An 18,701-nucleotide genomic window follows, 5' to 3' on the forward strand; every position below is an offset into this window, starting at 1 on the left:
CTCGTCAGGCGGGTTCAGGAGCCTTGCACGAATGGAACCGTTCATCCGCGGACTGGCATTGTTCAGCTCGGGGCGGATTGAGGAGTCAATTGTCCTTGCTCTCGACCATCGCGCAGAGGCCCGCCGCAACCTGGATCAATTCGGATTGGTGGCCAATAGCTATGTGGCTGCCCAGGCCCTGATCTACCGCGGCTATTTCGACGAGGCCGAGTACCTGATGGGCACCGTCTTTGCCATGGGACGGCCAGGATTCCTCGTGGATTCACTCCACGACGCCATGCTTCGGCTTGCGGGACTGAGGACCGCGACGACGGCGATCTCTCCCACAGCGACCCTTGCCACCCAGGCGCGGCGCGAAGCTGAAGATATCGGCCCACTCCCGGGGACTGCAAAAGGAGTCTACGAGATCGTCGCCGGGCGCCCCCTCATCCCCGCTGTATTCGACGGGAAAGCCACTCGTCTCATTCAACGGCAGCTGGAACGTGGCTACGTCATGGAGGCGGCGTATTCCGCACTCTTCTTCACCTGCCTGCTTCCGGGCCGGAAGGTCCTTGACCTCCTTCGGCAGATCCTCAAGGAGCATGCCTCGACGTCGCACGATCAATTGGTGGCAATTGCGGCAGCCGTAGTGGAGGAAGACCACCAATTGCTCGGGGTGCTGCTCCAGCACTACGAGCCCGACTCGGACTTCTATCAGGTGCGGATGCTGATCCGCGGAGCTTTCAAACGGTATGCATTCGTAGACGACAGCATTGGGGCAGCGGCGATGGACCGGGCTTACGCCATCTTTGCGACTCGATTTCCGTCGCCAGATGAGCCGCTCGCGTTTAATTCCGGAAGCTATTCACCTCTGACGATGCGGGAAATTGAAGTAGCGGCCCTGGCCGGGCATCGCTCCAATCCCGAGATCGCCGAGCATCTGGGAATCAGTACCAGGACCGTAGAAAGTCATATTTCCAACGCGCTCCGTAAGACGGGAAGTCCATCGCGCGCCGCCCTCTTTGACCTCGTCCGGGTTTCGTCCCCCTTCCGCTAGATCACGAACTTGAGCCACTTTGAGCGCCGGGCATCAAAGATTTCGCCATCAAGCAACCGCCACTTGTCGGCAACCCGCCTCACAGTGAACCGTAACCTCGCTCTGGGACGAATCGTCTGCACGTAGCGGAACGTCACTTCATCCACCGCGGACTTTTCCAGTTTGATGACATCCCGGTCCGCATCGTACGTGGGCGGATAACCTATCCCGTTGGAATCCATTCTGCGACGATCGCCACTGCCGGGAATCAAGTGCTTCTCGAAGATCCGCTCAAGCTCGCGGTTCGCTTCTGCCATTTCGTTCATCGCGACCTTGCGGTTTTCCAGCAAGGGAGCAATCGCCGCATAGCTTTTTGTCTCCCAAACGTGCATGGCATCAACGAAGTCCACAAAAGCCCGCAGCGCCGGGCCGTTTGATTTACTTCGAACATCTACAAGCATCAATTTCCACGTACCTCTCCTAGTTCCAGTCGAGACCAAGAAGTACGGTAGGTGGGCCCTGGGGCAGTAGGTGTTCAAATGGGTTGAATTGAGTGGCAAAATCGACGAATTAGGTGGTAGCCCCACAGAACACCTACACCGCGCGTAGTGGATTGCTCATTTCAAGCCGGATCACCACTCAGTGGGCTTTGGGACCCTGGCTTTCAGTCAGGGCGTTTCCCCCCACGACGGTGTGCTTTGCTGGGCATTCCTCTCCTGGACCGAGTCCACGAACGCGACAATGGTGAGGACCTCAACGCCGAGCGCGCAGACAGTGGCGATTGCCGACGTCGTCCACTGGAACGGGACGGTCACTTCCGGGCCGAGTGCGGCTGAGTTGGAAAACCCGGCGAGAGCGAAAATGGCGATCTTGGGGAGCAGCCATTTCCGGGCCGGACTTAAGACAGTTGCCAAGAGTGCTGCTGTGCCAAACGCCAGGAGGAGGGCGACCATCGTATTCTTCAGGGCGAGCGGATCAAGAGTCCTGAGTCCTTCCGCGGGTGGAAAGGTCCAAATGAGTACAGCCGAAATACCCGAGAAGGCGGCGGTCAGGTAACCAAGGATCTTTGGAAGGAAGCGGTACAACTCAGCCGTCATGGGGGTTGTCTTTCTGGGCAGCAGATTCCGAGGGGCCAGGATCGGACTGTCGTTCAGTACGAAGCCAGGCGACCTTCGCGCCGGATCGACGCTAGTTCCGATTGTCTCGATGAAAATGGCGTCTGCGTGGTGAAAAGCGCAAACTCAGTGCGCCCGCAGCGGCTTTTGCGTGCAAAAAAGCTGGATCTACGTGTGCGAACGGACCCGTCTACGTGTTCGGCGAACGGACGGTGGCCAGTAGGGCTCGGGTCTCGGCAACCACCCGATCCTGGAACGCCGGCTCACGGACCTGCACTGATGCGAGCATTGGTTTTGCGTTTTCGTCGTAGTAGACCCCGGTGCCGCCCGTTTCGTCGGTGAGGACTTTGGTGATGACGCGGGCGGCGAGCTTCGGGGTGCTCCAGTACTTGATGAAAGGCGCGAGCGGGGAGAGGACGTACTTCGAGAGAAGCCGGAGCACGATGTTCGCATCCCGTCCGAGCCCCGAACCGGGGCTGAAGCCCGGCTCGACGGCGTTGAAGCGCAACCTCGGGGTTTCCCGCGCGAAGGCGAAGACGGTGGCGAGATTGCCTTGCTTCGAGGTGGCGTAAGCATCCCCGCCCGGGAGCGAAGAACCGCCGGTGGCCCATTCGCCGCGAGCGCTCGCCTCTGCGGAGAGGTAGCGGGCGCCGCGGAAGCCTGCGACGGTGGCGGGCTTGCGCTCGGGATCCTCCACGGCGGAACAGATAAACACGACGTTCGCGCCGTCGGGCAGGTGGGGGATGAGTGCTTCAGTGAGCGCGAACGGCCCGAGGTGGTTGGTCGCGAACGTGCCGTCCCAACCTTGTGCCGTCTGGAATGACTGCATCGACATGACGCCGGCGTTGTTCAGCAGGCCGGCGATCGGCAGGTTGAGCGCGGCGATCTCAGCGGCGGCCGTGCCGACGCTCCTGATGTCGGACAAATCGCAGACGACAGACACGGCATGTCCGCCCTGAGCCAGGATCTCCTGTTCGATCCCGTCGAGCTTGGAGCGGCTGCGGCCGACCAGCACCACCGTGCCGTGCTTGGCGAGTTCGAGCGCCGTGCGATGCCCTATGCCGGAGGTCGGGCCGGTAATGATCCAAGCCTTCGTTTCCATTTCTTCCGGGGTGGACGCTGTCATGTCGGCTCCTCTGTCATCGTTCGTGATTATTCGGTACGTCAAACGGCGTATGTCAGGCGAGCATCCGCCACATGGCATCGAATGCCAGTTTTCGGTGAACCTCGGCCTGGGCGGGATCGCTCAGCATCGAATCGATGGTGGTCTCGGCGATCGCGGTGGTCAGGGCGAGGACGAAGCTCAGCGGTGCCGCCTGCATCTGGCCGTTTGCCCGGCTTCGTTCGAGCAAGTCCGCGATGCCGCTGAATGCGGTACTCACGGTCAAATGGCTTTCCGCGGTGATGTCGCCTGATACCTGCAGGTGGGCGAGCGCTCGTCTCTTCTCGGGGAACGTGGTGGCCCAGTTCAGCCATTGGTTCCACATGTGGAAGACCTGCTCCCGTGTGTCACTCTCGCTTGGAAGGTGCTCGACAGCGGCAGCTCCCATCTCGGTCTTGAGACTGACATAGAGCTCATTCAAAAGCGACGCCTTCGTGTCGAAGTAGACGAACAGCGAGCCGTTTGAGACACCCGCCTTCTGGGCGATCGCTGCGGTGGACACGCTCAGCCCCTGAACCGCGATGACATCAGCAGCGGCTGCCAGAATCGCATCCCGCCGTTCTGCGCTTTTAGGTCTAGCCATGTCGTCACACTATAAGAGAGTGTCTAGTCAGTCAATAGACTCAAACCAGGCGGACTCGGCAGGTTGCCCGTTACCTCGGTTGGCACGCCGGGCCGAAACCGGTACGGTTGTGAGCGAACGTGACACGATTTGAGGAGGCGAGCCCGATGCACACACTGTCCACTCTGGGCGCTCCTTTGAATTCACGATCGCGCGACTGACGTAGCCGTCGCGGGGAGCGCTCTGCATATCCTCCCAGAAAGCTACGGCTATGAATCATTCACTTCAGTTCAACCCGGAGACCATCTCTCACGACGTCTCTGAACACCCCTCCCGTACAGCCTTGGTCCTCGGTGGTGGCGGGTCCACGGGCAACGCGTGGCTGATCGGCGTTATCGCTGGCCTGTTCGAGGCCGGTCTTGATGTGACGAAGGCCGATCTGATCATCGGGACGTCGGCGGGATCGACGGCCGCTGCCCAAATAACCAGCGCGACTCCGGCCCAGCTGCTTACCGCAATCCTCGACGCTGCACCCCAGGCACGGACTGCCCCGGCCGGATCCGGCCGTGGACCTGCCCCGGCTGGATCCAGCCGTGGACCTGCCCCGACGAGGCCGACGGTGAACTACCTGGAAACAACGGGCGCAATCATCGCTGCCGCCAAGGATGCGGCCGACATGCGCCGCAGAATGGGTACGTGGGCCCTCGAGATGGATCCGACGCCGCACAGCGCTGCGCAAACGCAGTGGCGCGCCACCGTCGCCACTCGGCTTCCCAGTCAGCTCTGGCCGGAACGGCGGATACTCATCACGGCGGTGGATGCCCAGACCGGCGAACCGGTCGTGTTCGACCGCCACAGCGGGGTCGACTTGGCGGACGCCGTGGCTGCCAGCTGTTCCAGTGGCTTCGCCTACAGCATCGGCAGTGGCCGATACATCGACGGCGGCTACCGATCCAACGCCGAGAATGCCGACCTGGCAGCCGGGTACTCGCAAGTGCTGGTGCTGTCACCATTCGGCGGCAGATCACGGACTCCGGCGGAGTGGGGCATGCATCTCGCAACGCAGGTAGACGAACTACGGGCAAGCGGCAGCAGAGTCGAAACGATCTTCCCGGATGCCGACTCCGAGAAAATGTTCGGCGCCAATGCGATGGATCCGTCACTGCGTCCGCCAGCTGCCCGGGCCGGCTACAACCAGGGCAGAACCCTGGCCGGGCAGCTTACCGTCGCGTTGCAGGCGCCTTGGCCGGTGAGCCCACAATGAACGGCCGTGTGTTGACCGGTTCGGCGGAGCGGTCGATCGGCTTGGCTTCGGCAATCGGCGCGGCAGGCTCAGCAGGCTCAGCGGCCCCAGCGTAGCTGCCGGTTCCGAGCCCGCGGACAGTCCAACCTTCCGCCTGCCACGCCCGGGCGTCGAGGACGTTCCGAGCGTCCAGCACCATCCGGCGTCGTACGCGTGAACCCGCGACGGCGGGGAAAGGGTGCGGTACTCGTCCCACTCTGTGAGCAGCAGCACCAACTCGGCGCCTTCGAGCGCGCGAGTGGTGGACGCTTCGAAGCGGAGTTGCGGGTACCGCATCCAGGCGTTGTTGATGGCTTTGGGATCGGTCACGGTCACGTGGGCGCCGGCCGCGGCGAGCTTGAGTGCGACGTCCAAGGCAGGGGAGTCGCGGATGTCGTCGGTGTCCGGCTTGAAGGCGGCGCCCAGCACGGTGACGGTGCGGCCGGAGAGGAAGCCCTTGCACATTTCGCGTGCCACATCCACCGTGCGGGCGCGCTGGCCTAGATTGATGGAGTCGACCACGCCCATCCATTCGTCAACGGAGGCCACGGACAGCGCTTGTGCCTGCGAACGGAAGGAGCGGATGTCCTTCGGCAAGCAGCCGCCGCCGAAGCCAAGTCCGGCGTGCAGGTAGCGGTTACCGATGCGCGGATCCAAACCCATCGCTTCGCTGAGCTCAGTGACGTCGGCCCCTGAGGCGTCACAGAGCTCGGCCATGGCGTTGATGAAGCTGAGTTTCGTGGCCAGGTATGCGTTGGACGCGGACTTGATGAGCTCGGCGGTCGCGAAGTTGCAGACGAGCCGCGGGATCCCTGCGGAAATCAGCGGTTCGTAGACGGCGTCGAGCGCAGCTGTCACGGGGGTACCGGCGGCAGAGTCCTTGCCGCCCGGCACACCGTAGACCAGCCGGTCCGGCACCAACGAATCCTTCACGGCCGTGCCCTGGCGCAGGAACTCGGGGTTCCAGCCAAGCAGGATGTCTGCCCTGCGGGCAAGGATGCCGCGGAGCATGTCCACTGTTCCCACGGGAACGGTGGACTTGCCGACGACGGCGGCGCCACTCGCCAGGTGGGGGAGGAGGCTCTTCGTGGCTGCAATCAGGTAGGAGAGATCCGCGGTATCCGAGGTCTTGGACTGCGGGGTTCCTACACACAGGAAGTGGGCCTGTGCGTCGGCGGCGTCAGCGAAATCGGTGGAGAACCTGAGGCGCTTGGTGGCGAATCCGTCCTGGAGAAGTTCATCCAGGCCGGGTTCGTAGAAGGGCGCGAAGCCCTTGTTCAGGTGGGCCACCTTCTGGGCGTCGACGTCGATGCCCACCACAGTGTGGCCCATCGACGCGAGCGTGGCGGCATGTACTGCGCCTAGGTAGCCGCAGCCTACAACGGAGATTTTCATGCTGGGAGTCCTTTGCTGGAAGTCGCAGAAATAGTGGCGGATTCAGGTGCCTGAAGATCCGGCGCGTGGAAATCGGCTGCCTGATGGCCGTGGGGAAGGTTCGACGGCGGTGTCGCGACCGGTTCAACCAAGGCATCGCCGGCGATCACTGCCGCGTAATGCTGCACGAGTTGGGCACTCAGCACGGGCCATGTCCGTCCCTGCACCGAAGCGAACGCTGCCGCTCCGAACGCGCGGCGCTTGGCGTCGTCGCCCACGAGGTCCTGGACGTAACCGCGCAACTGCGCGAGGTTGCCTGGCTGCATAGAGCCAACCGGTACGTGAGTTTTCCACCAGGTCGAGGGGACCGCCGCGGCCGGTGGCCACGACCGGAACGCCGGAGGCCATGGCTTCCTGAATGGTCTGGCAGAACGTTTCGAACTCGCCAGGATGAACAAAGAGGTCAAATCCCGCCACAACCCGAGCCAGCTCGTCGCCGCCCAGGAATCCGGTGAAGACTGCTCTTGGCAGTGCTGCTTCGAGGGCCGCGCGTTGCGGACCATCGCCGACAATGACCAACTTTGTGCCCGGCAGGTCTGCCAGCACGGCAAGGTCTTCCACCTGCTTCTCCATTGCAAGGCGGCCCACATAGCCGATGATCCGCTCGCCGTCGGGGGCTACCGAGGTGCGCCACGCCGTCGAGCGCTTGGCGGGAGAGAAGCGCGCGGTATCCACACCGCGCCGCCACATGTCCACCCGCAGGATCCCGCGTCCGCGCAACTGGTTGAGCGCGAACGTGGACGGGACCAATGTCCGGTCCGCAAGAAGATGGATGTTTTCCACCCGGTTCCATGCCCAGTTCTCAAGGATGGGTACGCCGTACCGAGCCGCGTAACTGGGGACCTCGGTCTGGTAGATCGCCACCGTGGGGATGCCGAGCTGGTGCGCAGCCTGTACAGCCCGCCAACCGAGGACGAAAGGAGACGCAAGGTGGACGACGTCCGGCGCGTAGTCGGCAAGGATTCTCTTGACCCGGCTCACGCCGCCCAACGCCACCCGCACATTTGTGTACCCGGCCAGGGGTACGGAAGGGAGCCGGTGGACAAACGCGCCGTTCACGACGTCCGTGACAGCAGTGTCCGACGTCGACGGCGCAATCACCATCACTTCGTCGCCTCGCTCTTGCAGATGCTCCAGCACCCGCAGGATGGAGTGGGTAACCCCGTTCATGAGCGGCAGAAATGATTCGGCAACGATAGCGATCCTCACCCCTCCACGGTGTGCGCGGCGGTTGGCGAAGCGGGGGAATGGGCGTGACATCAGGGGGAAGGTTTGGTTAACAAACTGCTGCGGTTACTTAGAAGTTTTTTGCTGGATCACCCGCTGGGAGTTCGAAAGACGGGTACAACACACTCTTATTCCGCATTTGCGCCCCGTTTTACCCTGACAAGGAAGTGAACCCCGTGCTGGGTGTTTTCGCCCCGCGCCGCCCGTATGACCCGCAGGTCGCTGCCTAGAATCGAGCCATACCCTATGAAACTGTTTACCCCTACTGACCAGCCCCGGACGTTCAAAGGGACGATTCCCGGCAAATGGTTCACGTGGTTCTCCACAGCTGTGGTGGTGCTTGCATTTACCGGCGTCACCGCCGGTATCACCGCACCTGCAGCCCAAGCTGCCAATCCCACGGTGGTGACCCTGACCTTTGACGACGCAAATGCGGATCAACTCAACGCCGCGCAGACTATGCAGGGCCTGGGCCTGGTGGGTACTTTCTTCACGCCGTCCGGCTTCCTCAACAACCCCAACTACATGACGACGTCGGACCTGCAGGGGCTCGTGGCGAGCGGTAACGAGATCGGCGGCCACACAGTCACCCACCCGGATCTCGTCAATCTCCCGGCCGACGAAGCGACCCGCCAGATCTGCAACGACAGGGTGAACCTCAGCAACATGGGCTTCTCGGTCACGAGCTTCGCCTATCCTTTCGCTTCCGAGAACGCATCGGTTCAAACCATCGTGAAAAATTGTGGCTTCAACACTGCGCGCGGACTAGGCGACATCCAGACGCGCTTCGGCTGCGCCGGCTGCCCCGTGGCCGAGAGCATCCCGCCCGCGAATGCTTACCTCACCGCTGCTCCTGACGAGGTCGACAACACGTGGACCTTGGCTGATCTGCAGAAAGCCGTCACCCAGGCGGAGCCGGCGGGCGGATGGGTCCAGCTCACCTTCCACCACATCTCGGCAACCAGCACAGATCCACTGAATATCACGCCTACGTTGTTTAGCCAGTTCGCCACCTGGCTCAAGGCGCGCCCGGCCACCACTACCGTCAAGACGGTGAACCAAGTGATCGGCGGAACCGTCAAACCGCTGGTCTCCGGACCGCAGGCCCCACCGCAAGGCACCGGTAACCTGATCAAGAATCCAAGCCTGGAAACCCAGCAGAATGGGATACCGCAATGCTGGGCAGCCGGAGGTTATGGCGCAAACACCTCGGCCTTCGCCGTCGTCAGTCCCGGTCATACAGGAAACGTCGCCGAAAAGCTGACCGTTACCGGGTACGTTGACGGAGATGCGAAATTGCTGCCCGCGCTCGACCTGGGCGGTTGTTCTCCGACAGCAACCGCGGGACACAGCTACAACATCGGGGCCTGGTACACGTCCAGCACAAACACCCAGTTCGAGCTGTATTACCGGATCGGCCTAGGTTCCTGGAAGTACTGGACCTCCAGCCCGTGGTTCGGCGCTGCTACAACGTACCAAAAGGCCACCTGGACCACCCCGGCGTTGCCTGCCGGCGCGAACGGCATCAGCTTCGGATTGAACCTGTTCAGCAACGGCACGATCACCACGGACGACTATGAGATGTTCGACGTCGCCACCGTGACACCACCGCCCCCGCCGGCGGCCGGAACCAATCTGGTGCAGAACCCCGGCCTTGAAACAGCAGGCGCGGGCGCGTTCCCGCAGTGCTGGCAGGCCGGCGGATACGGCACCAACACCGCCGCGTTCAGCACGGTAGCTACCGCGCACACGGGTACGAAGGCGGAGAAGCTCACCATCACGGGCTACTCGAGCGGTGACGCGAAGCTGCTTCCGACGATGGACAGCGGCAGTTGCGCGCCGCCCGCCGTCGCCGGCCACACCTACTCGGTGCGCGCTTGGTATACGTCCACGGCCGTCACACAGTTCGCTCTGTACTATCGTGACGCCTCGGGCAACTGGGTGTACTGGACCTCGGGACCGTGGCTGGCTGCCGCCAGCACATACACGCAGGCAAGCTTCACGACGCCGGTGCTCCCCGCGGGGGCGACTGCCGTTAGCTTCGGGCTGAGCTTGTTCAACAACGGATCTGTCACCACCGATGATTACGCGATGTACGACACCGTGGGGGCTCCGGCTTTGGGCTGATCCTGTCAACCGAAATACATGCTGAGGGCGGCTATTTAGCCGCCCTCAGTACGTCTGGCAGCTCGTCAACGAAGACCGTCCCGGGTGGCTCATAGAAGATCACCAGGACTTCATCTCCGACATTGAAAACACTGGTCTTGTCGAAGGGATGGGCATGAAAGGCATTGGTGCCGCCATGGAACGGCAGCATGACTTCCCCCACCGTGCCAGGACCGATTCGCCCCGTGACCCGGCCGATCTTGCCGGTCAGGCTCCGGTCAACCCCTTTGTGCATGGGTTCCACTATGCATCCGTTTCACAGGGCATTCGTTCCTCTATGCATCCGGAGCTTTGGTGGGACGCTTGGGTTGTGTCTGGCCGTTCTTGAGGGCACCCGTGATGGATGGCAGGAAGTTGCCCACCTGGGCCAGAATCCCACCCACCATGCTGTTGAGGCCCTCGCCACCGTTGAGGACCGTCAGTTGCCCCACATGCGCGAAGGGCTCAGCAGCGGCCGCGACGATCGCGGGCATGTTCTCCGCGAGCTGTTGGGAGATGACAGCCTCTTGGTTGGTTCCGAGGGCTTCAGCGCGGGCCTTGATGCCGTCCGCCTCTGCCAGGGACTTTGCCTTGATGGCGGAAGCCGCGGCATCACCGCGTGCCTTGGTAGCTGCTGCTTCGGCTTCACCGGTGACCCTGGTAGCTCCGGCAATGGCTGCTGCGGCCGTGGCGTTGGCCTGTGCTTCGACCTCTACCCGGCGGGCGTTCGCCTGGGCTTCGAGTTCCGTGCGCCGCGCCCGAGCCTCGGATGCGCTGATGTCCGCGGCCTTTTGGGCTTCTGCCTCCGTCCGCTGAGCATAAGCCTTGGCATCGGCCGGCTTGCGGATGGACGTCTGGAGCTTTTGCTCCTCGCGGTCAGCCTCCAGCTTGGCCACCTCGGTTTCCTGGACCACCACTTGCTGCCGTGCGGTTGCATCGGCCAGCGGACCTGCCTGCGCGGCGTTGGCCCGGGCCGTCTCGGCATTGGCTTGGGCTGCTGATTGCTTGATCGCGGAGAGGCTCTGGGCATCCGCAATCTGGGCGGCAGCCTCGGCTTCCTTCTCCGCGGCTTCACGATTCCTGGTGGCCTCGGCGATGCGGGCCTCCATTTTGACCTGGGCAATATGCGGTTTGGCCAGGTTCTGGATGTAACCCGTGGGGTCCTGGAGGTCCTTGATTTGAAGGGAATCAACCACCAAGCCCAGCTTTTCCATTTCAATGCCGCTGGCACTGCGGACCAATGAAGCGAGTTTGTCGCGCTCGCGGATGATTTCTTCCATGGTCATGCTGCCGATAATCGAGCGCAAGTGTCCTTCAAAGACGTTGTAGACCTGGCTTTCCATTTTGGGCTGCTGGCCGAGAAACCTCCTCGCGGCATTCGCTATGAAGGGCGCGGCGTCACCGATCTTGTAAATAACCACGCCCTCCACAATCACCTGGATACCTTGCGAGGTCACACAGGATACTTGGAGCTCTGTTTCATTCAGCGTCAGGGACAAAGTCCTTACCGTTTGCAGGCCCGGAAGGACCAAAGCACCTTTGCCGGTAACGATTTTGAAATCCATCCCATCCCGGGTGTCCTCGCTTCCGCGGGTCAGGCCGGAAATGATCAAAGCCTCGTTTGGCTCGGCTACCTTCCACATCAATTTGATCACCAGCCGAATAACGGCAACGGCGACCACTACGCCCAAAACGGTGACAAGAAGGGGGAGATAACCGGCAAGGTCGAACATGACTGTCCTTTCAACGGCAAGCACTTATGCGGCTCGTGTAGTCAGTCTGCTTCGGTCCGCTTCAGTAGTCCAGCAATTTGATTGCTTATAACTGACACAACGGATGCTCCTAGTCGCGCGTTCCGGCCAACAATTCAGTCCGCGTTTCCGCTGCAGCGTGAGCCGCCGGGACGCCGTCGCCCGTTTGGCCGTAGAGCCAATCGTTGTACTGGAAGTCGCCGTCCTTGCGGCTCTTGAACAGCAGGTTCCGCAAGATCCGGGCGACGCCCGATACATGCCAGGATTCGCCCCAGATGCGCGCGGTGCGCTGGACGCGGGCCGTGCGGGCTGCGCGGGCGGAGTTGAAATCACTGAGGGCACGGTCCCACGCGCCGGTGTCCACGCCGTCGTCGGCGAAGACGGAACCAACGGTGGCGTCCTGGAGGACGGCGGCGTCTTCAAGCGCCTGGCACGCTCCCTGGGCCAGGTATTGGAGCATAGGGTGGGCGGCGTCGCCCATCAAGACCAGGCGGCCGTGGATCCAGTTCTCGATGGGATCGCGGTCATACATGGGCCAACGGATGCCGGTCGCAAGGTTCTTCAGCGCCTCACGCACTGCGGGAATGCAGTCCTTGTAGGCGGCCTCAAGCTCGTCCACGCCGCCGTACTGCTCCTCGCCGCGCTCGAACGAAGGTGACTTGAAAACAGCCACGGTATTCAGCAGCTCCCCCTTGCGCAGCGGGTACTGCACCAGATGGCAGTCCGGCCCGAGATACACAATCACATCCTCGAGATCGGCCACTGGGGTGCCTTTGGTGATGGCCACGGTTCCGCGGTACGCGACGTACGACGACGGCACCGGCCCGTCATGGGCAACCGCCGGACGGAGGGTGGACTTGAGGCCGTCCGCGCCGATCACGACGTCGGCCTCGTAAGTGTCGCCGTTCGCAGTGTGCGCTATGGCGCGGCTGTTCACGGTCTCCACTTTCTCCACGAAAACGTCGTTCACCAAACGCACGCCGGCGTCCTGGCAGGCATCGAGCAGGATCCGGTGCAGGTCGCTGCGATGGATCACGACGTACGGTGCGCCGTATCGCTCTTCGAATTCGTGCCCGAGGCTCTGGCGGGTGAGTTCCTCGCCGGTCAGGGCGTCGCGGAACACCAAATGCTTGGGTTGGACTCCGATTTCCAGCGCCTTCTCCAAAAGGCCCCAACGCTTCAGGACGCGGGAGGCATTGGGGGCCATCTGCAGTCCGGCCCCCACCTCGCCGAATTCGGGTGCGCGCTCAACCAGAGTCACATCGGCGCCGTTCGCGCGAAGGGCCAAGGCACCGGCAAGGCCCGCCATCCCTCCGCCGACGACTACTACTTGGGTGGACGCTTTCAACTCAGACATTGCTGGCTCCTACAGAGGTGGTGTTTTGGGAATTGATGTTGGCGGCCTTCATCTTTGCCGCCTTCATCGCGACGCTGATGGCGCCGAGCAAGACGGCAGCGACGGCGGCTGCTGCGGCAAATGCCAGGAAGTTTGAGTTCACTCCCAGCCCGGCCGCCAGCAGCAGCCCGCCGATTTGAGGTGCGGCGACGGCGCCAATGCGGCCGACGCCGAGTGCCCACCCCAGCGCGGTGCCTCGCAGATGCGCGGGGTAATGGCTGGCCACCGCCGCGATGATGAGGCATTGCGTTCCGTGCGTGCCGACTCCGGCCAGAACCAACATCAGGTACACGACCGAGACGGGCGGCCCCGCTACCAGGACAGCCAGTGAGACGGCGGCGACGGCGGCTGCCGCTATCGCCGTCGGGACGGGACCGAATCGGGTTCCCGCCCATGCGGTGACCACCGAACCGATGACGGCACCGAGGTTGAGTGCCAAGGCGAACGTCAACGCGGATCCTAAGTTGTAGCCTGCCAGCTGCATCAAGTTCGGCAGCCAGGTGCCCAGGCCGTACCAAGCAAAGAGCGTGGCCAACGTGGAGATCGCGAACAAGAGGCTCATCCCGAGATACGGGGCGCGGAGCAGCGTTTTGAAGCCGGCTGGCTGCGCGTGCGTTTGCTGGGTTTGCTTCGGTTGCTGCGTTTGTTTCGCGGGCTGCAAAGTCTCCGGGAGGAAGCGTATGCCCAGCGGAACCACCACGAGCAAGGCCACAGCGGCAACAAGGAACATGACTGGCCAGCCGAAAGCGGGAATCAGCGGAATGCCTGCCAACGCGGCAATCGAGCCGCCGATCGGGACCCCGGACATCATCAGCGTGGCGATGGCAGACCGCCATTTGGCGGGGACCAGCTCCGCGACCAAGGCATTGGCCGAGGGAACAAGTCCGCCCAGGCCGATGCCGGCCAGCAAGCGTAGGCCACCGAAGACGAAGGCGTTCGGGGAAAACGCGCACAGAATGGTGAAGAGTGAAAACAGTGCGGCGCAGGAGATGATGGTCCGTCGGCGCCCCCAACTGTCCGACATCCTGCCGGCGAAGATGGCTCCGATCATCATGCCCAGGAAAGCCATCGAACCGACCGTGCCGGCCGTGGCTTTGGTAAGCCCCCAGCCTGTGTCGGTGATGAGGGACGACTGCACGGTGCCATAGACGATGAGGTCATAGCCATCGAAGACCACAAGCAACCAGCAGACCAGCACAGCGGCGGCGGAACGCTTGGAGAACTGGGTTTTCGCATTGTGCGGGGCCCCGTGTGAGAGGCGATTGGCGTGGTGGATCCGCTCCGGCGCTGCAACGGAAGGTGTGTGATTCATGCCACCACTGTGCTGGCCATCGCTTGCTGTCACCAATAGAATTCTGATGTGCAGAATCTCCCCGCCCGCAAGAAACCGGCCTATTCCATCGAGGCGGTGGACAATGCTTTGCAATTGCTTCAGCTCTTGCGCGACGGCGGCAGTCTCCGGCTCAAGGATGCGGCAGCGGAATTGGAGGTTGCCCCCTCCACTGCCCACCGGCTGCTCGCCATGCTCGTCTACCGGGGATTCGCCGTCCAGGACGAGACCCGCCGTTATGTGCCGGGGCCATCCATGGGAGTTGGTCCGGCCGGACTCAGCTGGACCCGCCTCCTGCGAACCGTGGCACAGCCGCAAATGGAAGACCTCAGCGGGCGCATCAACGAAACCGTCAATCTCATGATCCGGGTGGGCACCAAGGTGCGGTTCCTTGCAACCGTGGAGGGGACGAATGCCTTGCGGGTCGGAGACAGGCAGGGAACCGTGCTTCCCGCCAACAAGGCTTCAGGCGGGAAGGCGATACTGGCCGAACTGGAGCCCGCCATGATTGAGCAGTTGTTCCGCAGCCACAATGCGGAGATCGGCGGGGACAACATTCCCGACGCCGAATATCCGGCATTTCTCCGCGAGCTGGAGACGATCCGGAGTAACGGATTCGCCGCGAATTTCGAAGGCACCGAGGAAGGGATCAGCGCCTTGGGTGTGGCCCTCCACAATGGGCAGGGCATTGCCGTGGGCGCGCTGAGCGTCGCGACTCCCGTGGCAAGGTTCCGCAGGCTTTTCGACAGCGGACTCGTGGGCATCCTGCTGGAAACCCGGCGTCAATTGGAGATCGATATCGCAGCTAATCCGGCCGAACCAGACTAAGGTTTTGCACCAATATTCTGCTGTACAGAATATGGTGGAGTTCATCGTCCGGTCTCCCTAGGGTCTGGAGTACCCGAAAACTGTCCCGTACTCACCGAGGAGGCCCCTGTGTCCATCAGCGCCGATAGCACAACCCATGAATCAGTTGCCGCCGCGCAGCCGGTTCCGGAGCCCACGCCTGAGGAAGCGGCCCAACTTGAGCAGCTGTATAAGGATTTCGACGCTGAGAACTTGATTCCGTTGTGGACCGAGATCGCGGACCTGATGCCGATGGTGCCCTCTCCCAAGGCTGTGCCGCACGTGTGGCGGTGGAATGACCTGTACCCCTTGGCGGCCCGTGCCGGGGATCTGGTCCCCGTGGGCCGCGGCGGAGAACGGCGGGCCATCGCTCTGGCCAACCCGGGCCTGGGCAACACGCCGTATGCGACACCCACGCTGTGGGCTGCCATCCAGTATCTGGGCGCGCACGAGACGGCCCCGGAGCACCGCCACTCACAGAACGCCTTCCGCTTCGTCGTCGAGGGCGAGGGGGTCTGGACCGTGGTGAACGGGGATCCGGTGGCGATGCGCCGCGGCGATTTCCTGTTGACGCCGGGCTGGAACTTCCACGGCCACCACAACGACACCGATCAGCCGATGGCCTGGATCGACGGCCTGGACATCCCGTTCGTGCACTACGCCGACGCCGGGTTCTTCGAGTTCGGGACCGAGCGCGTCACCGACGAGGCCACGCCGGACATCTCCCGTTCCGAACGCCTCTGGGCACACCCGGGGCTCCGTCCGCTGTCCGGGTTGCAGGACACGGTGAATTCCCCGATCTCCGCCTACCGCTGGGAACACACCGACGCCGCCCTGCGCGAGCAACTGCTCCTCGAGGACGAAGGCCACCCTGCCACCGTGTCGCAGGGTCACGCCGCGGTGCGGTACTCGAACCCGACAACCGGCGGGGACGTCATGCCCACTATCCGGGCGGAGTTCCACCGCCTCCGCGCCGGGGCTTCCACCGAGAGCCTGCGCGAGGTCGGTTCCAGCGTGTGGCAGGTCTTCGAAGGCACCGGCACCGCCGTGTTGAACGGTGAAAGCAAAGTCCTGGAGAAGGGCGATCTCTTCGTCGTCCCGTCCTGGGCCGAATGGTTCCTGCAAGCCGAAACCGAGTTTGATCTCTTCCGTTTCAGCGATGCCCCGATTTTCGAACGACTGAACTTCAACCGCACGTACATCGAAGGACGCAACAAATGAAACTCCTCACCCTCCGCACCGACTCCGGCACCGGCAAAGGAACAGTGGCTGTCCGCCAGGACGGCGACATCCTGACCGAGATCGACGGGTTCGCCGACGTGGGAGCCCTCCTGCAGGATCCCGCCTGGGCGAGCATTGCGGAGGCCGCCAACGGCGCAACGCACGCGTACGACGGCGCGGACCTTGCCGCCGTCGTACCCTCACCGGGGAAGATCATCTGCGTCGGGCACAACTACCGCAACCACATCAAGGAAATGGGCCGGGAAATCCCGGAGTACCCCACCCTGTTCGCTAAGTACCAGGAATCCCTGATCGGGCCCTACGACGATCTTGCGCTGCCACAGGAATCGGACACTGTTGACTGGGAGGCCGAGCTCGCCGTCGTGATCGGCAAAAAGGGACGCCGGATCAGCGAAGCCGACGCCGCGGAGCACATCGCCGGGTATGCCGTGCTGAACGACATCAGCATGCGCGACTACCAGTTCCGCACCATCCAGTGGTTGCAGGGCAAGACGTGGGAAAACAGCACTCCGTTCGGGCCGGCACTCGTGACCAAGGACGAATTCACGGTGGGGCCGCTGATGACCTCGGCAGTGGACGGCGAGATCCAGCAGCAGACTCCCACCGGTGACCTCGTGTTCAGCCCCGAATTCCTGTCTCTTACATCTCCACCATCATTACGCTGAACCCGGGCGACGTGATCGCCACCGGCACCCCCGGCGGCGTGGGCCACGCCCAGAACCCCAAGCGTTACCTCCAGGAAGGCCAGCTTCTGGTCACCACCATCGAAGGCCTGGGCCAGCTGAACAACCGCGTGGTCAAGGAAGCCTGATGGTCGCCCGCCACGATCTCACCACCGATCCGGGCCTGCAGGAGCAACTGCTGCAGGCCCGGCGGGGGACCGCGTTTTTCGCCCGCAAGCTCAACGAACTTTCCGACGCGGAGCTCGACGGCGGGTCGCTGCTACCGGGCTGGACCCGCCGCCACGTTGCCGCCCATATCGGCTACAACGCCCGCGCGATCGCACGCCTCATCGAATGGGCAGCCACCGGAGTGGAGACCCCGATGTACCCGTCGGTTTCGGTCCGCGATCACGAGATCGATTTCGGCGCCACGCTTTCACCCATCGCCCTGCGGAACCTTTTTGACCACTCGGCGGTACACCTGAGCGTGGAGTGGCGTGACCTGCCCGACGACGCGTGGAGTCACGAAGTCCGCACCGTCCAAGGCCGCATCGTTCCGGCATCCGAGACCGTGTGGATGCGGACCCGCGAAGTTTGGGTGCATGCCGTGGACCTCGACAATGGGGCATCGTTTGCTGACATCCCGGCTACTGTCTTGGAACGGTTGCTTCGCGATATCACCGGTGCGTGGGCCGCCCGCGGCACGGATGCCGGGCTGCTGGTCAGAGTCACGGGCACCGACCTTGTCTTCGGGGACGCGGAGGCCGCCGTCGTGGTCACTGGGCCTCTTGCCGGCGTCACGCAATGGGCTACCGGACGGGGGACCGGCGGCGTGAGTGCCGGGGACGGCGGGACTTTGGGCGACGCGCCGGTGCCGTCGGCACCCAAGTGGATCTGACGGCATTAGGTCTCACAAAGGCCAGCACAAAGAAGGTTGGCACAGCACCCGGCATCTTCACCGGAAGAACTGCACCAACCGCTTATATGACTATTTAGATTTGGCTGTAGATCCTGCCCATTGGCGGCTCCTGTAATCCCGGGCTAACTCAATCCGGGCTCGAATAGGGCTACTTTGCGTCGTCAGCCAAATGCCGTGAAAACATCCAGCCGGCGGCGATCATCAGGATGCCCAGAACCATGAAAGTCCAACCATCCAAGGCGTTCAGCGACAGGAAGTTGGCCGCCGAATCGACCCCGACGCTCAGTCCATACACGCTGAGCACGATGTACAAGGCGCCGAAGCTCATCAGGAAATTGCGCGCGCCATGGCCGCCTGTGCGGGACATCGCCCAGCCGGTTCCGCCGATGAGCAGCTGCACAATGTTGAGCAGCAGGGACACCTGGAACGCGCCTAGGAGCATTGCGTGCGAATTCGGTCCGAAGAACTGCAAGTTCCCGTACTGCATGGTGATGCCCGGAATGAATCCGAGAAGGCCCACCAGCGCCATAAGAATACCTACGCCAATGCCGATGTTCTGGATGTCCGTCCGTCCAAAGTGAACACCGTGCGCATGTGGGGTTGCGGTAGTCAT

15 protein-coding genes and 3 pseudogenes are annotated in these 18,701 nt (G+C 62.8%); 7 read left to right on the top strand and 11 right to left on the bottom strand.

Annotation, left to right across the window (positions count from 1 at the left end; all coding sequences use genetic code 11):
• The first annotated feature begins 31 nt into the window (after positions 1 to 31).
• The gene (locus tag ACF0H6_RS18100; protein WP_395250874.1) at positions 32 to 1,036 is read left to right on the top strand and encodes a LuxR C-terminal-related transcriptional regulator; all 1,005 of its coding nucleotides are present in this window, start codon (positions 32 to 34) and stop codon (positions 1,034 to 1,036) included.
• On the opposite strand, the gene ACF0H6_RS18105 is transcribed toward ACF0H6_RS18100, so the two are convergent.
• The 4 genes from ACF0H6_RS18105 to ACF0H6_RS18120 form a co-directional block, all read right to left on the bottom strand.
• A complete protein-coding gene (locus tag ACF0H6_RS18105; RefSeq protein ID WP_395250875.1) occupies positions 1,033 to 1,476 on the bottom strand; it encodes an NTF2 fold immunity protein in 444 nt (147 codons plus the stop codon). The two genes, ACF0H6_RS18100 and ACF0H6_RS18105, sit on opposite strands and share 4 nt — an antisense overlap.
• 207 nt (positions 1,477 to 1,683) lie before the next feature.
• Positions 1,684 to 2,112: a hypothetical protein gene (locus ACF0H6_RS18110; RefSeq protein ID WP_395250876.1), complete on the bottom strand. Its 429-nt coding sequence runs from the start codon at positions 2,110 to 2,112 to the stop codon at positions 1,684 to 1,686.
• A 208-nt stretch (positions 2,113 to 2,320) separates the two neighbouring features.
• Positions 2,321 to 3,256: an SDR family NAD(P)-dependent oxidoreductase gene (locus ACF0H6_RS18115; protein ID WP_395250877.1), complete on the bottom strand. Its 936-nt coding sequence runs from the start codon at positions 3,254 to 3,256 to the stop codon at positions 2,321 to 2,323.
• A gap of 52 nt (positions 3,257 to 3,308) precedes the next feature.
• Positions 3,309 to 3,875, bottom strand: a complete 567-nt coding sequence (locus ACF0H6_RS18120) for a TetR/AcrR family transcriptional regulator (RefSeq protein ID WP_395250878.1) — start codon at positions 3,873 to 3,875, stop codon at positions 3,309 to 3,311.
• Positions 3,876 to 4,125: 250 nt separating this feature from the next.
• On the opposite strand from ACF0H6_RS18120, the gene ACF0H6_RS18125 reads away from it, so the two are divergent.
• Positions 4,126 to 5,118 carry a patatin-like phospholipase family protein gene (locus tag ACF0H6_RS18125; protein WP_395250879.1) on the top strand — a complete coding sequence of 331 codons (993 nt, stop codon included), beginning with the start codon at positions 4,126 to 4,128 and terminating at the stop codon, positions 5,116 to 5,118.
• Positions 5,119 to 5,188: 70 nt separating this feature from the next.
• On the opposite strand, the pseudogene ACF0H6_RS18130 reads toward ACF0H6_RS18125, so the two are convergent.
• Positions 5,189 to 6,531: pseudogene (locus ACF0H6_RS18130) on the bottom strand (UDP-glucose dehydrogenase family protein); the annotation flags it as partial.
• Positions 6,532 to 6,671: 140 nt separating this feature from the next.
• Positions 6,672 to 7,779, bottom strand: a pseudogene (locus ACF0H6_RS18135) (glycosyltransferase family 4 protein); the annotation flags it as partial.
• A 264-nt stretch (positions 7,780 to 8,043) separates the two neighbouring features.
• Here ACF0H6_RS18135 and ACF0H6_RS18140 point away from each other — a divergent pair.
• Complete coding sequence (locus ACF0H6_RS18140; RefSeq protein WP_395250880.1) at positions 8,044 to 9,924, top strand: polysaccharide deacetylase family protein; 1,881 nt, start codon at positions 8,044 to 8,046, stop codon at positions 9,922 to 9,924.
• Positions 9,925 to 9,955: 31 nt separating this feature from the next.
• On the opposite strand, the gene ACF0H6_RS18145 is transcribed toward ACF0H6_RS18140, so the two are convergent.
• The 4 genes from ACF0H6_RS18145 to ACF0H6_RS18160 form a co-directional block, all read right to left on the bottom strand.
• The gene (locus ACF0H6_RS18145) at positions 9,956 to 10,198 is read right to left on the bottom strand and encodes a hypothetical protein (protein WP_395250881.1); all 243 of its coding nucleotides are present in this window, start codon (positions 10,196 to 10,198) and stop codon (positions 9,956 to 9,958) included.
• A 40-nt stretch (positions 10,199 to 10,238) separates the two neighbouring features.
• Positions 10,239 to 11,675, bottom strand: a complete 1,437-nt coding sequence (locus ACF0H6_RS18150) for a flotillin family protein (RefSeq protein WP_395250882.1) — start codon at positions 11,673 to 11,675, stop codon at positions 10,239 to 10,241.
• Positions 11,676 to 11,784: 109 nt separating this feature from the next.
• Complete coding sequence (locus ACF0H6_RS18155; protein ID WP_395250883.1) at positions 11,785 to 13,050, bottom strand: FAD-dependent oxidoreductase; 1,266 nt, start codon at positions 13,048 to 13,050, stop codon at positions 11,785 to 11,787.
• Positions 13,043 to 14,401 (bottom strand): MFS transporter, encoded by a 1,359-nt coding sequence (locus ACF0H6_RS18160; RefSeq protein ID WP_395250884.1) that lies wholly within the window; start codon positions 14,399 to 14,401, stop codon positions 13,043 to 13,045. The genes ACF0H6_RS18155 and ACF0H6_RS18160 overlap by 8 nt, the downstream gene beginning before the upstream one ends.
• Before the next feature lie 48 nt (positions 14,402 to 14,449).
• Here ACF0H6_RS18160 and ACF0H6_RS18165 point away from each other — a divergent pair, with 48 nt between their 5' ends.
• The 4 genes and pseudogenes from ACF0H6_RS18165 (at position 14,450) to ACF0H6_RS18180 (ending at position 18,067) form a co-directional block, all read left to right on the top strand.
• Entirely contained in the window at positions 14,450 to 15,247 is a 798-nt protein-coding gene (locus ACF0H6_RS18165) for an IclR family transcriptional regulator (RefSeq protein ID WP_395250885.1), read from the top strand.
• Positions 15,248 to 15,355: 108 nt separating this feature from the next.
• Positions 15,356 to 16,486, top strand: a complete 1,131-nt coding sequence (locus ACF0H6_RS18170) for a cupin domain-containing protein (protein ID WP_395250886.1) — start codon at positions 15,356 to 15,358, stop codon at positions 16,484 to 16,486.
• A pseudogene (locus ACF0H6_RS18175) lies at positions 16,483 to 17,318 on the top strand (fumarylacetoacetate hydrolase family protein). The gene ACF0H6_RS18170 and the pseudogene ACF0H6_RS18175 overlap by 4 nt, the downstream one beginning before the upstream one ends.
• On the top strand, positions 17,318 to 18,067 hold the full coding sequence (locus tag ACF0H6_RS18180) for a maleylpyruvate isomerase family mycothiol-dependent enzyme (RefSeq protein ID WP_395250887.1): 750 nt from the start codon (positions 17,318 to 17,320) through the stop codon (positions 18,065 to 18,067). The pseudogene ACF0H6_RS18175 and the gene ACF0H6_RS18180 overlap by 1 nt, the downstream one beginning before the upstream one ends.
• Positions 18,068 to 18,236: 169 nt before the next feature.
• On the opposite strand, the gene ACF0H6_RS18185 is transcribed toward ACF0H6_RS18180, so the two are convergent.
• Positions 18,237 to 18,701: a DUF4383 domain-containing protein gene (locus tag ACF0H6_RS18185; RefSeq protein ID WP_395250888.1), complete on the bottom strand. Its 465-nt coding sequence runs from the start codon at positions 18,699 to 18,701 to the stop codon at positions 18,237 to 18,239.

This window comes from Arthrobacter sp. NA-172 (assembly GCF_043952055.1).
Lineage (GTDB): Bacteria > Actinomycetota > Actinomycetes > Actinomycetales > Micrococcaceae > Arthrobacter.

Coding starts and splice junctions, on each gene's coding strand:
- ACF0H6_RS18125 (WP_395250879.1), top strand. CDS start 4,126: ATGAATCATTCACTTCAGTTCAACCCGGAGACCATCTCTCACGACGTC.
- ACF0H6_RS18145 (WP_395250881.1), bottom strand. CDS start 10,198: ATGCACAAAGGGGTTGACCGGAGCCTGACCGGCAAGATCGGCCGGGTC.
- ACF0H6_RS18160 (WP_395250884.1), bottom strand. CDS start 14,401: ATGAATCACACACCTTCCGTTGCAGCGCCGGAGCGGATCCACCACGCC.
- ACF0H6_RS18115 (WP_395250877.1), bottom strand. CDS start 3,256: ATGACAGCGTCCACCCCGGAAGAAATGGAAACGAAGGCTTGGATCATT.
- ACF0H6_RS18100 (WP_395250874.1), top strand. CDS start 32: ATGGAACCGTTCATCCGCGGACTGGCATTGTTCAGCTCGGGGCGGATT.
- ACF0H6_RS18185 (WP_395250888.1), bottom strand. CDS start 18,701: ATGACTACCGCAACCCCACATGCGCACGGTGTTCACTTTGGACGGACG.
- ACF0H6_RS18120 (WP_395250878.1), bottom strand. CDS start 3,875: ATGGCTAGACCTAAAAGCGCAGAACGGCGGGATGCGATTCTGGCAGCC.
- ACF0H6_RS18180 (WP_395250887.1), top strand. CDS start 17,318: ATGGTCGCCCGCCACGATCTCACCACCGATCCGGGCCTGCAGGAGCAA.
- ACF0H6_RS18140 (WP_395250880.1), top strand. CDS start 8,044: ATGAAACTGTTTACCCCTACTGACCAGCCCCGGACGTTCAAAGGGACG.
- ACF0H6_RS18155 (WP_395250883.1), bottom strand. CDS start 13,050: ATGTCTGAGTTGAAAGCGTCCACCCAAGTAGTAGTCGTCGGCGGAGGG.
- ACF0H6_RS18110 (WP_395250876.1), bottom strand. CDS start 2,112: ATGACGGCTGAGTTGTACCGCTTCCTTCCAAAGATCCTTGGTTACCTG.
- ACF0H6_RS18150 (WP_395250882.1), bottom strand. CDS start 11,675: ATGTTCGACCTTGCCGGTTATCTCCCCCTTCTTGTCACCGTTTTGGGC.
- ACF0H6_RS18105 (WP_395250875.1), bottom strand. CDS start 1,476: ATGCTTGTAGATGTTCGAAGTAAATCAAACGGCCCGGCGCTGCGGGCT.